Origin of the sequence: Paenibacillus sp. FSL H3-0457 (genome assembly GCF_037981725.1) — a bacterium.
Lineage (GTDB): Bacteria > Bacillota > Bacilli > Paenibacillales > Paenibacillaceae > Paenibacillus > Paenibacillus amylolyticus.
Genome location: NZ_CP150283.1, coordinates 2,957,694 through 2,972,239, shown reverse-complemented (window position 1 = coordinate 2,972,239; position 14,546 = coordinate 2,957,694). Strand labels below are relative to the sequence as shown.

Annotated in this window: 12 protein-coding genes; 2 read left to right on the top strand and 10 right to left on the bottom strand. The window is 44.9% G+C overall.

What is annotated here, in order from left to right; genetic code table 11:
• Positions 1–2 precede the first annotated feature (2 nt).
• Entirely contained in the window at positions 3–461 is a 459-nt protein-coding gene (locus MHH25_RS13390; protein WP_076318063.1) for a GyrI-like domain-containing protein, read from the top strand.
• A gap of 277 nt (positions 462–738) precedes the next feature.
• Here MHH25_RS13390 and MHH25_RS13385 read toward each other — a convergent pair whose 3' ends face one another.
• The 3 genes from MHH25_RS13385 to MHH25_RS13375 form a co-directional block, all read right to left on the bottom strand.
• Positions 739–1,983, bottom strand: coding sequence for an aminopeptidase (locus MHH25_RS13385; protein WP_036608587.1), 1,245 nt, complete (start codon positions 1,981–1,983; stop codon positions 739–741).
• Between the two features lie 241 nt (positions 1,984–2,224).
• Positions 2,225–3,817 carry an acyl--CoA ligase gene (locus MHH25_RS13380; protein ID WP_340020201.1) on the bottom strand — a complete coding sequence of 531 codons (1,593 nt, stop codon included), beginning with the start codon at positions 3,815–3,817 and terminating at the stop codon, positions 2,225–2,227.
• 267 nt (positions 3,818–4,084) lie between these two features.
• A complete protein-coding gene (locus MHH25_RS13375; RefSeq protein WP_340020200.1) occupies positions 4,085–5,089 on the bottom strand; it encodes an aldo/keto reductase in 1,005 nt (334 codons plus the stop codon).
• A gap of 201 nt (positions 5,090–5,290) precedes the next feature.
• On the opposite strand from MHH25_RS13375, the gene MHH25_RS13370 reads away from it, so the two are divergent.
• Positions 5,291–6,136: an AraC family transcriptional regulator gene (locus MHH25_RS13370; RefSeq protein WP_340020199.1), complete on the top strand. Its 846-nt coding sequence runs from the start codon at positions 5,291–5,293 to the stop codon at positions 6,134–6,136.
• A gap of 69 nt (positions 6,137–6,205) precedes the next feature.
• On the opposite strand, the gene MHH25_RS13365 is transcribed toward MHH25_RS13370, so the two are convergent.
• From MHH25_RS13365 to MHH25_RS13335, 7 genes are all read right to left on the bottom strand, one after another.
• Entirely contained in the window at positions 6,206–6,604 is a 399-nt protein-coding gene (locus MHH25_RS13365; RefSeq protein ID WP_340020198.1) for an Asp23/Gls24 family envelope stress response protein, read from the bottom strand.
• A gap of 29 nt (positions 6,605–6,633) precedes the next feature.
• Positions 6,634–7,713 (bottom strand): AI-2E family transporter, encoded by a 1,080-nt coding sequence (locus MHH25_RS13360; RefSeq protein WP_105598509.1) that lies wholly within the window; start codon positions 7,711–7,713, stop codon positions 6,634–6,636.
• A 35-nt stretch (positions 7,714–7,748) separates the two neighbouring features.
• Positions 7,749–9,206, bottom strand: coding sequence for a HAMP domain-containing sensor histidine kinase (locus tag MHH25_RS13355; RefSeq protein WP_340020197.1), 1,458 nt, complete (start codon positions 9,204–9,206; stop codon positions 7,749–7,751).
• Positions 9,184–9,891, bottom strand: coding sequence for a response regulator transcription factor (locus tag MHH25_RS13350; RefSeq protein WP_047842723.1), 708 nt, complete (start codon positions 9,889–9,891; stop codon positions 9,184–9,186). The genes MHH25_RS13355 and MHH25_RS13350 overlap by 23 nt, the downstream gene beginning before the upstream one ends.
• A 234-nt stretch (positions 9,892–10,125) precedes the next feature.
• On the bottom strand, positions 10,126–11,571 hold the full coding sequence (locus MHH25_RS13345) for a 4-hydroxyphenylacetate 3-hydroxylase N-terminal domain-containing protein (RefSeq protein WP_340020196.1): 1,446 nt from the start codon (positions 11,569–11,571) through the stop codon (positions 10,126–10,128).
• 173 nt (positions 11,572–11,744) lie between these two features.
• Positions 11,745–13,703, bottom strand: a complete 1,959-nt coding sequence (locus tag MHH25_RS13340; protein WP_340020194.1) for an ABC transporter permease — start codon at positions 13,701–13,703, stop codon at positions 11,745–11,747.
• The gene (locus MHH25_RS13335; RefSeq protein ID WP_340020193.1) at positions 13,678–14,448 is read right to left on the bottom strand and encodes an ABC transporter ATP-binding protein; all 771 of its coding nucleotides are present in this window, start codon (positions 14,446–14,448) and stop codon (positions 13,678–13,680) included. Before MHH25_RS13335 ends, MHH25_RS13340 begins: the two co-directional genes overlap by 26 nt.
• Between the last annotated feature and the right edge of the window lie 98 nt (positions 14,449–14,546).

Below are 14,546 nucleotides of genomic sequence, written 5' to 3'. Positions count from 1 at the left end.
TCATGGAAATGGTTATCGAAAACCTCCCGTCATACCGTATCGCCTATGTTCGACAAGTCGGTCCTTACGGTCCAGCCAATGCTCAAGCGATGAATACGCTAAAACAATGGGCAGACAAAAACCAACTGCTTCATGAATCAGCAATTTTATTCGGTATTCCACAAGATGACCCAACTACCACACCGCCCGAAAAATGTAGATATGATGCCTGTATTGTTATTGCCGAATTTGAACGTCTGGAAGATGATTCTATTGAGTTTGGCGAGCTATCAGGCGGAGATTATCTCATCTGTAAAGTGAAGCACACGGCAGAAGCTATTCAGCAAGCATGGAATGTGATCATCCCTCATTTACAAACAAGTGGTTATCAGATGGACAACAAGCCGGTTATAGAACGATATCGTTGGGAACTGCTTAATCAGCATTATTGCGAGATATGTGTACCTGTAAGACCCGTGTAATCCATGTTACGAGGAAAAAAAAGTGACTTCAAGTTGAAGTCACTTTTTCGTTCAGTAATATTACTGCTACTATTTATGTTGAACTAATCATTTACAAGATAACGGAGAGGACAGAAAAAAACTAAAAAAGCGAAGCGTTCGCCTTTATCCTCGGATTTTCCCCTTCGGAAAAGGGAATCAAAAAAATTCTGGGGATAACAGCGATTGGAAGGTTATTCTGTCATCGTAGTGTCAGTGTAAATAATCTTTAGTTCAACTTATATAACTAAATTAGAAATTAAAATGCCCAGTTGCCTTTACGGAATACCGGCTCGATTGTACCATCCTGTAACTCACCATCGATATCCAGCTCAGCGGAACCGATCATGAAATCAACGTGAGTCAAGCTCACATTACACTCATGCTTCAGCAACTCTTCATTCGACATCGTTGTGCCATCTTTCATGTTGAATGGATATGCACTTCCCACAGCCAAGTGGCAAGATGCATTTTCATCAATACCCGTATTGTAGAAAATGCGATTCAGGTTGGAGATCGGAGAGTCATGTGGTACGAGTGCGACCTCACCCAGATAACGTGCTCCTTCATCGGTGGCAAACAGGTTCTTCAAATGCTCTTCACCGGATGCTGCCGTAAACGCTACAACCTGTCCATCCTTAAATGTGATTCTCATCTGGTCTACAAGTTGTCCGTTCAGGTTCAAAGGCATGGTACTGCTGACATATCCATTCACTCCGCTGCGTTTAGGCATGGTGAATACTTCTTCAGTTGGCATATTGGCAACGGTGTATACACCTTGTTTATTTTCGCTACCACCGCCACCCCAGATGTGGTTGTGGACCAATTCAATTTTCAAATCTGTACCTGGCGCACGGTAATGCAGGCTCTTATAGTTCTTTTTATTCAGGAGATCACTCATGGTATTCAGGGTATCCAGATGTTCTCTCCAATTTTGTACGGCGTCTCCGCCATCTACACGGTTCATTTTGAAGATCGTTTCCCACATCACGTTGATTCGGTCTTCTTCCGGGATGTCGGCAAATACTTTGTTCGCCCAAGCCTTGGTCGGTGCTTTGATCAGACACCAGCTAATTTCATGGTTGCGTGTGTATTTGGCATATCCGCGACGTGCGTGTGCAGCTGCCTTGGTAGCACGGGAAACGCTGTCGGAGTCAATTCCGTTATACAGTTCAGGATCTGGAACTTTGATCGTCAGGGTAGCGCCGCCTGCTTCTGCAAACTTCTCCATCATATCCGCTTTCCACGCTGGATAATAGTCAAAGCTGTCATTGGAACCATGCTCAAAACGACTGCGGGTAATGTTGTCATCATCGAAGTCCACTTGTACATAGTTGGCACCAGCCGCATAGGCTTTTTGCACAATGAGACGTGTGAATTCAAGCGTTTCGATCGGTGCAGTAACGAGCAGATCCTGTCCTTTTTGAATATTCACGCCAACTTTAACAACTAGTTCTGCGTATTGTTCCAATGACTTTTCAAAGGTTTGTTCAAATTGACTCATGGTTGTGTTCACTCCTGTTTCATATATTATGACATGGTTTGCAAGTGACTTGGAATCTGCTGAGTGGCCGTTACAGCGAAGGATCGTTCTTTAGATCGTCGTTGTCTCCAAATTTTCTTCATCGTATTTTTCAAAGGTTAATATTCGGAGACAAATACGACCGCTTTCGCTTCTACAGAATCGATTCCTTCTCTTTCACTACGCAGGCTTAATATCTAAAATTTCATCTATACAAAATGATCTAACCATTACGTTTTTCTTGTTCACGTAACTCGATCCGGCGGATTTTACCAGAGTTGGTCTTTGGCAGATCCGTAACAAATTCGATCTTACGTGGATATTTATAAGGTGCTGTGATTTCCTTGACGTGGTGTTGCAGTTCACGCATCAGTTCCGGTGAAGCCAGTGAATTGTCTCTCAACACAACAAAAGCTTTGACAATATTGCCGCGGATCTCATCCGGACTTGCAACCACCGCGCATTCCTTCACACTGGCGTGTTTCATAAGTGCTTCTTCCACTTCAAATGGTCCAATCGTGTAACCCGAACTGATGATGATATCGTCACTACGGCCTTCAAACCAGAAATAACCTTCTTCGTCTTTACGTGCACGGTCCCCTGTTACAAAATAATCGCCACGCTGACTCGCTTCCTTCCGTCCCTCATCCTGATAATAGGACCGGAACAAAGCTGGCATCTCTTTGTGTACCGCGATATCTCCCACTTCACCCGGAGGCACAGGTTGTCCCTCATCGTCAATAATTTCAATCAATCCAGGTGTAATCGACTGACCCATCGAGCCAATACGTACAGGCGCATCTTTGAGACTGCCGATTAACAACGTGCTCTCGGTCTGTCCATATCCGTCCCGAATAGTCAGGTCGAAGTGACGCTGGAAGATTTCAATGACTTCCTGATTGAGCGGTTCACCCGCTGAAACAGCACTGCGCAGATGAGACAGGTCATAATGTCCAAGATCATCTGCTTTGGCCATCAACCGATATTCTGTTGGTGTACAGCAAAGGACATTAATCTGATGTTCCTGCATCAGTTCCAGATAACGCTTGGGCTGGAATGATCCATTATAGACCAGTCCGGTCGCGCCTCTTCCGAGTACCGACAGGAACGGGCTCCAGATCCATTTTTGCCAGCCAGGTGCAGCCGTTGCCCATACGGTATCTGAAGGTTGAATATCCAGCCATAATGAAGAAGCGATCCGCAGATGGGCATATCCCCAACCGTGGCTATGTACAACTCCTTTGGGATTACCTGTTGTGCCCGAAGTATAAGCAAGGATAGCCGTATCATCACGATGAGTCTCCACCGCAACCATCTCTTCGGGTTGATTCTGCATTAACTGATGCACATTCACCCAACCTTCAGCAGGTACGCTAACTTCTTCATTCGGTGATGCCACGATGCGATGTGCCAGTGACGGCAGATCCGCGTCCATCTTTTCCACTTCCGAGGTCGTCTCGGACCATACTATAACAGCCCGCGCCTCAGAGTGACGCAGACGATATTCCAGATCTTTTGCCCGTAACATCTCGGAGGAAGGAATAACGGCAATCCCCAGTTTAAGACAAGCAATATAAATGACATAGGCAATAATACGGCGTGGTACCATGACCAACACCCGATCACCCTTCTCTAGTCCAAGTTCACGCAGACCTCCAGCAAGACGATTCGCCTGCTTAAATAAATCACCATACGTGATCTCTTCCACCTCTCGTTGATCGCTGAGCCATCTAAGTGCAATCCGCTCTGATGGATGATTCTCCATCTCGGATGTCAGGTTATAGCTTTCAGGCGAAATCCACTGTTCAAAGTTCAAATGGAGCCTCTCCTTCGTAGTTCAATTGTAAAGCTTCTATATATTATACCCTAAATCCTAGGACCAGGTGCTATGAACTAGGTTCATTCTAAAAAAAATAAACATAGGTCAATTAATGAACTATTATAATAGATCTTATCCTATAATGAAAATGACATATACAAAATGGCGCCTTCCTGATTGATCAGGTAGGCGCCATTTTCATTCTTCATTTATATTACATTAGTTTTACCTAACTATAATTTTCACACAGCTATACTGTGGATGTTACCACGGATAATTACCCATTCCGTCCAAAATGCTTTCGATCTCATTCAACTCTTCCGTTGTCAGGTCAGGTGCGCTGAGCGCAGCTACATTTTCTTCAATCTGGGACACACGGCTTGCACCAATCAATGCAGAAGTTACACGGTTACCGCGCAAGATCCAGTTCAGGGCCAGTTGAGAGATCGTCTGCCCTCTTCGCTCGGCAACTGCCTGAAGTGCATCGAACTTGGCAATCCGTTCGTCTGTGTATGCTTCTTTTTTCAAATTTTCTGTTGGATTGGCTCGTTCTTCCTTGATCTTGTCGACATATTTATTCGTCAACTGACCGCGGCCAAGTGGACAGAACGCTATGGAGCCTACGCCCTGCTCATCCAGTACGTCTTGCAGACCGTCTTCAATCCAGCGATTCAGCATCGAGTAGTTTGGCTGATGAACCAGACATGGCGTACCCAGATGACGAAGAATGGTTACCGCTTCTTGCGTCTGTTCTGCATTATAATTGGATAAGCCCACATACAGTGCTTTACCTTGCCGCACGATATGATCCAATGCCGTCATCGTTTCTTCCAATGGCGTATCCGGATCTGGACGGTGATGATAGAAAATGTCTACATAATCCAGTCCCATCCGACCAAGACTTTGATCGAGACTGGCAATCAGGTTTTTGCGGGAGCCCCACTCGCCGTAAGGTCCATTCCACATATGGTAACCTGCCTTTGAGGAAATGAGCAGTTCATCCCGGTAAGGACGCAGATGTTTTTTGTAAATCACGCCAAAGTTCTCTTCCGCTGATCCTGGAGGTGGACCATAGTTATTCGCCAGATCGAAATGGTTAATTCCGAGGTCAAAGGCACGCAAAATCATTTCTTCCTGAATATCCAATGTACGGTTGCCACCAAAGTTCTGCCATAAACCCAGCGCAATTTGCGGCAGTTTGATTCCGGATTTGCCGGAACGTACATATTTCATCTCATCATATCGTTGTTCACTCGCAGTATAGGGCATCGTTATTCTCACTTTCCTATAAGGTTTGTTGAATTCCTTTTCATCTTAGACATTTTCCTGGATAAACGATATGGCATTTCACTTTGAACATATGGAATAATGATTGTTATATATATATACTAATGTTAAATAATTAATCTTTTCAGCTATGTAGTATGTTAAAATGCAAGATGAGACGAAATCGTACAGGAGTGAATACCCTTGATTACGTATATGTTCAAAAACAATCATTTTCAGGAGCTTCAGCTCCTTCATTATGGTACGGAAGCCTGTACACCAGGTCACCACTTTGGCCCTGCCATGCGAGACTATTATAAAATTCATTATATTTTGAATGGCAAAGGCACCTTCGAAGTTGGTGGCAAAACGTACACCCTGCACAAAGGGCAAGGATTTCTGATCGTTCCGCATTCCGTCGTGCATTACGAAGCAGATCAGGATGACCCATGGGAATACAGCTGGGTTGCTTTTCAAGGCAGCAATAGTTCTTCCTTTTTACAGCAGGCCTGTCTGTCAGAGCATCATCCGATCTTTGAACTGGGCAATGAGGACGACGAGATGCGATCCTGCCTGCACCGAATGATCAATTCTCGCAATACCCATAAAGGCTGGGAGATGAGCATGACTGGTTTGTTGTATCAATTCTTCTCTATTTTGATTGATCAGGCCAACTCCGAGCATCTTCAACCCATGTCGGATTATTCGAAGGAAACGTACGTTACGCAGGTAATGGACTTCATTGAAATGAACTACGCCAATGCCATCACCGTTCAGTCCATCGCGGCCCATGTCGGTTTACAGCGCAGTTATCTGTGCTCTCTCTTCAAGGATCAGATGGGAAGCAGTATTCAGTCGTATCTGGTCCATTATCGGATGCGCAGGGCAGCCGAACTAACGCTTGATCCCGGTCTGACCATTGGTGATATTGCCCGTTCTGTGGGCTACACCGATCAATTGCTTTTCTCCAAAATGTTCAAAAAAGTGATGGGCGAAGCTCCCACCTACTACCGCAAACATAAAACAGCACCCTCCCAGTTAAGTTGTTAATTGGGAAGGTGCTGTTTTTGTTAATCGTTTATCCTTACAATTGTTATTCCTTACATTCTATACGTTTGTTTATACCGTCTCCGGCATGGATATGCCAACAACTTGCACTTTGATTTCATCCACCATAACGCCGGCTAATTGTTCTACAGCCTTTTGAACATTATGTTGAAGTTCACGGCAAACCTCGTGCATCTTGTTACCATATTGAATGTTGATGCGCAGCTGGATGGTTGCCTGATCGTCTTTGACGTGTACATCAATCCCTTTTTGCAGACTCTTGCCGCTGATACTCTTGGCAATGCCTTCAGTCAGTCCAACCGACATGGAGGATACGCCCGCCGTTGATTGAGCGGCCATCCCCACGATCTTGGATAGCACATCATTCGAGATATGAATGGTACCCATTTGAACAGATTGAGATGCGATATATTCAGGTTCATTGTATTGTTTTTCGATAATTTCAGACATGTGCTCCACTCCTTCGAATAATTTAGATCCTATGCATTCTGCCATTTGTCCTTAAAGAACATGTTATAGATTCTAACCAAAAGAATTTTAACGATCATATAAACCGGGATAATAATCAGGATGGCAATAATTCCACCCAGGTCGCCTGCACCCAACACCAGAATGATGGTCGTGAGCGGGTGAATATCGAGCTTTTTGCCGAATACATAAGGTGCTACCAGGTTGTCCTGAATCTGCTGAGCGACAAGAATAATAATCAGGGACCAGATGGCAACCGATGGTGATACCACGAGACCCATGATCACAATAGGTACGGACGACACAATCGCTCCGATAAACGGAACAAAGTTCATGATGACCGCGATCACTGTCAACAGTAATGCGTACGGCAGTCCAATGATCAAGAAACCGATATACATCAGTACACCCAGCGCCAGATTGACCAAAACTCTTCCCACGATAAAACCACTCAACGCCTGATCAATCTCAATTACAACTTCACGGCTGTCATTCTGGAAACGTTTCGGTGCAATATGTGCCAATTTACGGCCAAATTTCTCGCCTTGTAACAGCATATAGAACAAAAGGATCGGTAGTGTAAACAAGATGATCGCAAAACTGGAAACAAGTGAGAAAAATCCACTTACGTAGTTGGTTACAAAGTTAAATCCTTTGTTGATATACTCCGTGATCTGGGAGAAAGGTGTCGAGCCCTCAGGGAACAAAGCCTGAATGGCACCATTTTGCTCCAGCTCTCTCAGCTGGTCACTTAATGAATTAATTAAACTTGGTGCGTTATCAACCAGATTGAACAGTTGCTCACGTAACGATGGCCATAAACCAATGATGAAGAACACTCCCAGAATAGCAATAACCAGATAGATTAGCAAAATACTTAGCGTGCGATTTATTTTCTTTTTCTCCATATAATTCACAAGCGGCCTTAGCAGATAATAAAAGAACACCGACAACATCATCGGCACGGTAATGACCGTGATCATGGTGACGAGCGGCTGAAAGATGAAGCTTACACGTGATAATAAATAGATATTAACCAATATCAGCGCCAGTGCAATACTGAACCGAACAAACGTATTTACTTTGAACAAAATATTTCCCTCCACATGGACATTTCTTCTCTTATTTAATTTGGAATCTCAATGCTAAACACGGTTGTTTCTCGCCCACGCCGGGAAAGGATCAGCCGTCCGCCCATTTTCTCCGTATTACGTCGTGCGATGGACAAACCAAGTCCGGTGCCTCCGGTCGCTGTCCGCGCCTCATCCCCTCGGACAAACGGGTCAAAGATCGTTGACCATAGTTCTTGAGGTATGCCCACTCCGTTATCTGCCACCTCTATCACCACATGGGTATGAAGCGGAATGAGTTCGACGCGCAGTTCGGTCCCGATTGGATTATAAGACAGAGCATTGGTAATCAGATTCTGAATGACTCTGGATAACAACTCCGGATCGTACCTCGCGTAGATCACCTCATCAGGAACAAGTACATGAAGGGCAAACTGTTTCTGTTCAATCTCCCCATAGGTATCTGCCATAATCTCACGCACGAATTCTCCAATCTCTCTTCTCTGAATATGCATGCGAAAATCGGGCGAATCCACCTTGAGCAGCTCCAGCATATTCTGTATCATGCGTGCAACTTGAACAGACTTGTTATAGATGTATCCCAGATATCTTTGCTGTCTGTCCTTGTCCTCCCCACGTCCTTCCACCAATGCCTGCGCATATCCCTGTATAGATGTTATCGGTGTCTTCAGATCATGTGATAAATCTACAATCAGTCGCTGTTTGCTCTCTTCGGCGTAACGTTTCTCCGCAGAGGTGTTCTCAATGACGTCCGCCATGTAGTTAAAGGTCTCACCAATCTGGACAAATTCCCTCTCGGCTGAGATCGACATCCGTGTACTATAATTTCCCTGTATCATCTGCGTAAGACCCGATGAGAGGATACTGAGTGGTTTTTTGATTCTCCGTGCGACCCAATAGCTATAGACAAAGATCAATAACAATACTAAACCGATGCCAATCATAATGTAAAAGGATAATGGATGTTTCAGATTAGTAATCAACTGATTATCATTAATCCGCACGCTGACCAGATCACGCGGGATTTTGAGCAATACATACGCTACCGCTCCTTCTGTCGAGAGAGGAGTGATCGAATAATAGTATTCCTGGTCACTCCGATTTTCCAATCCATCATATAGATCAGCTTCACTGTATTGCGTGATCGCATCTTGCTTGTCTCCCACATGATGAATGACATTGCGATTCGCATCCAGAATTTCAATCCAGCCCCCGCTATCCTTGAGACGTTGAATCTCTGTGTCTTTGCCTTTCGACACCGAACCTCCACCGGAATAAAATTCGTTCTCCAGCTCCTCCACATACATGTGGGCTTCAACATTCAGATTCGGGTCTACCACCTGATCCGAAATGCGAAAATCCACGACATCAAGTGAAACCATAAGGTACACAATCAATACCAGTAACAGCAAAAAGAAGTTGAACAGCAAGAAGTCCAAAGTCAGGGATGTCTGCAACAGTCGCTTTTCTCTAGCTTTCCATGGGCGCTTCAATTTTGTATCCAAGTCCCCTTATCGTTTTGAGATATTCCGGTTGTCTGGAGTCACGCTCGATCTTCTCCCGAATGTTGCTGATATGTACCATAATCGTGCTGTCCTCGTGCGCATAATAGTCGCCCCAGACCGCTTCGTATATTTTTTTACGGGTGAACACTCGGCCAGGTTGATCAAGCAACAATTCCATAATTTTATACTCTGTAGAGGTCAATGTTACAGGACTTCCTGAACGAAAAAGGATACATTGGGATCGATCCAGCGTCAGATCACCTAATACCAGATTCTGTTCTTTCGCTTCGGGGATCTCCGCTGCATCAAATTGATTAACTCTTCTGAGCAACGCCTCTACTCTGGCGACAATCTCAAGCGGGTTGAACGGCTTCGCTATATAATCGTCTGCCCCAAGTCCAAGTCCAAGGATTTTATCGTGATCCTGACTTTTAGCGGATAGGAACAGTACAGGCATGTGATATGTAGCTCTGATCTGTTTGATCAACTGCAATCCATCCATTACAGGCATCATGATGTCCAGTATGACCAAATCGATCTGTGTTGAACGTATGCATTGTAATGCCTCGGCTCCATTCACCGCAGTTTTAATGGTATAGTCCTTCTCCAGATAGAGTTGAAGCAGTTCAACAATCTCTGGTTCGTCATCTGCAATTAATACGGTGTATCTCATGTTATTCCTCTCATTTCCTATACTCTATGCCTATCTCTACATTATTACTATATACTACGTCTCTTAATTCAACCTAAATCATTTCTAAAGATAATCTAAATAAATAGAAATAGAGCCCTGGCTCATGCCAAGGCATTAACTAAAAAAGGGCTGTTTTCAGCCTACATTCAAGCTTTTCGTTCTTCATTCAGGCTTTTCAATCTTCATTCGGACCATTTGTATTAGATCATCAGATCAGTCCTTAAGCGAACGTAGCCACGGCTCCACTTTTCCGAATAAACGTTCCTTGTCATACTGCACATATTGGTTCGCCCGATTGCGCACGGGATCACCCGCGTAGAAACGTTCATATAGATCATGCCTTGCTCCGAGTGGACTTCCGGTCAGCTCCCATGCGAGTTGAAAGAGTCGAATCTTCTCCGGGGCTTGCATCGTTACTCCACCAAGATATTTGCCAATCATGGAACCCATCATTTCATTCAACTCAAACGTACCGGAGGGGATCTGAATCAGACCACCCGCAGCAATGGTCTTCAAAATCTCCACCGCGCGGGGATAATAGTGATTGCCCAGATTACGTGCGGTTTCAATATATTTGAATTCCGGCAACCAGTTGCCAAATGCGTCCGGCTTGGATTGTGCTTCAGCAGCAATAATCAGTCCCTCGATAGTCTGCATCTGACTGATCAGCTCTCCGAGTTGTTCCTGCACATTCAGGAAGGAGTCCACCCCGATCTCCTTGGCAATAGCTGAAGTCACGGCTGTAATAAACTCCAGTTTCGAGTGTAATCGAATGACACTCTGATGGTAGGCCAGACTGGCCGAAGCTGTATTGCAGCGAATCTGCCATACGGCTTCAGGGTTATTGTGCAGTAATACACGTTCCCAGGGTACAAATACATCATCAAAAAATAATACAGCATCCATCTCATCATACTGCGCACTGAGTGGATGTGATCTATCTGTATCTTTTGTGGCAAAAGATTCACGACACATCATGTGCAAGCCCGGACTGTCCGCGGCTACAATTACCATATGGGCCAGCTCTGGCAGGTGGCCTGGAATTCGTTGAACGGGATAAGCAATGATATCATCCGCATAAGGCGCTGCTGTTGCCACCATTTTGGCCCCGCGGATCACTACGCCCTCTGTATTCCTTTTGACAATTCGCAGCATGGCATCCTCATCTTCACCAACAGGCAAGGACCGATTAATCTGCGGGTCACGCTGGACAATTGTCAGGAATGCATCGTTTCGTTTGGCTTGTGCAAAATAATCCGATATTTTGTCTGCAAATGCCGGGTCATGCGCTGTCATCTCTTGTCGTGTTGCATACCAACCGGTCAGCCTGGATCGGGCATAATCAGACAATCGGCTCATCACCCCATACGTCCGATCGGCCCACAGCCGAAAAGCATCCGCCCTGCTGTTTACGTCAGGAAGTGAACGAGGCACAAGAAAAGAGCGATGCACATAACTTCCCGTCTGTTCGTCCCAATAGGCCACGGTTTCCCTTGTCTCCGGGTCATCCACCAGATTGAACAATCCTTCTATGGTTTGAAGTGTTCCCTGAAAGGCCCGATGCCCAGTTACCTGGATACGCTCTCCGTCCAGCCATACATTCCGCTCATCATTCAAACGCTGAATGTAAGCTTGTCCACGAGACATCGTGATACTCATGATATGTCCTCCCTCTCAGGCACCGGCCTGACATTTCTGTAACTCCATCCTTCTAACTGCTTGAGAAACTATGTAATGATACATTCTGTATCTAATGAAATAGTACTGTGCCTCAGCTAGAAAAGTCAACAGACACCGAGCGATGAGTCCGGTGTCTGTTGGGCCATGCTATTTTAGACTAATTTGGAATACATGTGACGCAGATACCGCCAGCGCACGAGTGCAAAATACAAAATCTGCATGGAAGCAAACACCAAGAAGATGCGCAGGCTGTATCCAAAGACCGAGAAATCAACCAGTTGCTGCAACGCCACAAAGGCAACCGAGCTGTGGATGACCGCCACCAGAATCGGCAGGAAGAACATAAGCAATAGCTGCCTTGTTACGATCTTACGGAGTTCGGGACGACTCAGTCCCATTTTGCCAATCATGCGATACTGCGCTTCATCCCGTTCTAGATCTGCGTAAAGTCTGAAATACGTGAAACTTGCTGCAAAGGTGAAGAAAACAATGCCGATCAGGCCGCTCAAAATTAGAATGATGCCATTGGTCTGCTTGGAATTAAGCCAATCCACCACAAGCGCGCTGACCTCGTAATAACCTTTTTCGGAATGATCATCTTGAATGGATTTGATCAATTCAGGAGCAAAGCTGCGTGTACCCATCCAATCTTTCACGATAAATTGTATCGTTCGACTCGAATAGAAACCTTCAGGCATGCCAACTTCCTCGTTGTACGCAGGTCTCATCTTATTAAACAATTCGTCGGTTACGACGTAGAGATAAATTTCATATTGAAAAGGAATCACAATATCGGTACCAGGTGTCGATAGCTGGACAGGTATGTGCTGATTATCAACCTCCAGATTGATCTTTCCTCCCGAGGCTCCTTTTTCAACCTGTTCACGGTACTCCTTGCGCATCGCCAAATTGCTTGGTGTCATAAATGACTCATCGATTTGTTTCAACGTACGTTCTTCATACCCCAGTGCCTTCGCAAGACGGTTATAATCACTCAGTTTGATAATATTCCCATTATTATTTTCACCTATAGGAGCATAACTGCCCTTCACGTAGGGAACTTGATTATCAATCAACGTTTCTTCAATCTGCCGAATATGTCGCTCGGAGTTTGGAGTATACCAGTTATTCATATAACTGAATGCGTACGGATTCGACATGGACGACAACCCCGGGTCAGCAATAGCAAGCATGGTGCCAATTCCCGTAAATGAAGAAGCCGAGATGATACTTACCATGAAAAACATGATGGCGTTATCTTTCATTCGATAGGTAAGTTCAGATAGGAAGAGCAGATTGGTTTTACGGAAAAACAACCTTGGATTTCTTTTCAGTGCCCGAATGATGTATACACTGAGCTGCGTGAACAGAAAGTACGTACCTGCAATAACAACCACGACACTTGCGAGTAATAACGGAAAGGAGAAGCTTATCCATACAAAAGTGAATACTCCTGCATAACCCCCACCAATCAACAATACGGATAACAAGGCGAGTAGACGTGAGGCTTTGGGTTCCGGTTTCGGTTTTTCCTCTGATTTCACAAGGTCAATGAGAGTTCCTTTGCGAATGAGCAAGGATGAGGACATCGCGATCACAACAAACAGCAGCAGAAATGCACCTGCCGTCAGGGCAATGCTTTTTAGCGGAAAATAGAATCGAAGACTGCTCTCAACAGCCAGCATGGAGCCACAGATCAGCAGAATCAATTTGCCGAAAATAATTCCGAGTCCAATCCCGGTAATGATGGAAGCTAATCCGATACACATGTTCTCCATAAACAGAAGTCTGTTCATCTGCTTACGTGTCATGCCTATCATCAGGAAAATACCAAATTCCTTCTTGCGAGTCTTCAGAAATGAACCAACGGAATAGAGCAGGAACAAGAATGAAAAGATGAATATAATGATCTCTGCAATCACAAACCCCTGATTCGCAAGCAACGTAACCGTCCCACTTGACCCCTTTAACCCTGCTTTCAAATCAGGATGGAACAGGAGCAATGCGTAAGTAAAAAAGATCATAACGGAAAATGTACTGCTCAGAAAATGAGCCAGATAAATTCGTTTGTTGCGAACAACGTTATTAATGGCGAACTGGCGAAAATTCATGTCCTGAACCTCCCATTAGGGATAATACATTAATAATCTTCTGGTAAAAGGCTGCGCGATTATCGCCGTAGTGAATTTCATTATACAGTTTGCCATCCTTGATAAAGACAACCCGACTGCAATAACTTGCAGCTACTGCATCATGAGTGACCAGCAGCATCGTAGCCTGATCCTCCTGATTGCGAGTTTCGAGAATCTCCATGACATCTCTTGCCGCCTTCGAATCCAGGTTGCCTGTTGGCTCATCGGCCAGAATCAGCTTCGGGGAATGGATAAGCGCTCTGGCAATGGCCGTACGCTGTGCCTGTCCTCCTGATATCTCATATGTCCGTTTGTTCAGAATACCCTCGATCCCCAGCTTGTTTGCCAGCTGTTCGACACGTGTGTTCATCTCTGCTAGCGAAACACCGTCAAGAGTCAGTGGCAGCACAATGTTTTCCTTGACTGTCAGTGTATTTAACAGATTGAACGATTGAAAAACAAATCCAAGCTCTTTGCGCCGGAACAGCGCGAGTTCGTCCTGATTCAATTCAAACGGATTCTTTCCTGCAATCCGCAGTTCGCCTGATGTTGGGTGATCAATGGTTGAGATCATGTTCAGCAGCGTTGTTTTGCCACTACCCGATGGTCCCATGATGCCAACAAACTCACCTTCCTGAATACTGAGGTCAATACCTGATAACGCTTCATAAGATACGATGCCTTTGTAGATTTTACTGATCTGTTTCACAGAACAAATCTCCATGGTTACAACTCCTTAGTGATGTATGAATTCAAAATTAAGTTACTTTCATGCTGTGTGCATGTGTATTGTGCGTGGCCTTTCCTGTACTTTTATGACTA

Bases quoted from the DNA above. Each gene is read 5' to 3' on its own strand.
- MHH25_RS13390 (WP_076318063.1), top strand. From the start codon at position 3: ATGGAAATGGTTATCGAAAACCTCCCGTCATACCGTATCGCCTATGTT.
- MHH25_RS13385 (WP_036608587.1), bottom strand. From the start codon at position 1,983: ATGAGTCAATTTGAACAAACCTTTGAAAAGTCATTGGAACAATACGCA.
- MHH25_RS13375 (WP_340020200.1), bottom strand. From the start codon at position 5,089: ATGCCCTATACTGCGAGTGAACAACGATATGATGAGATGAAATATGTA.
- MHH25_RS13365 (WP_340020198.1), bottom strand. From the start codon at position 6,604: ATGTCTGAAATTATCGAAAAACAATACAATGAACCTGAATATATCGCA.
- MHH25_RS13350 (WP_047842723.1), bottom strand. From the start codon at position 9,891: ATGAGATACACCGTATTAATTGCAGATGACGAACCAGAGATTGTTGAA.
- MHH25_RS13345 (WP_340020196.1), bottom strand. From the start codon at position 11,571: ATGAGTATCACGATGTCTCGTGGACAAGCTTACATTCAGCGTTTGAAT.
- MHH25_RS13340 (WP_340020194.1), bottom strand. From the start codon at position 13,703: ATGAATTTTCGCCAGTTCGCCATTAATAACGTTGTTCGCAACAAACGA.
- MHH25_RS13335 (WP_340020193.1), bottom strand. From the start codon at position 14,448: ATGGAGATTTGTTCTGTGAAACAGATCAGTAAAATCTACAAAGGCATC.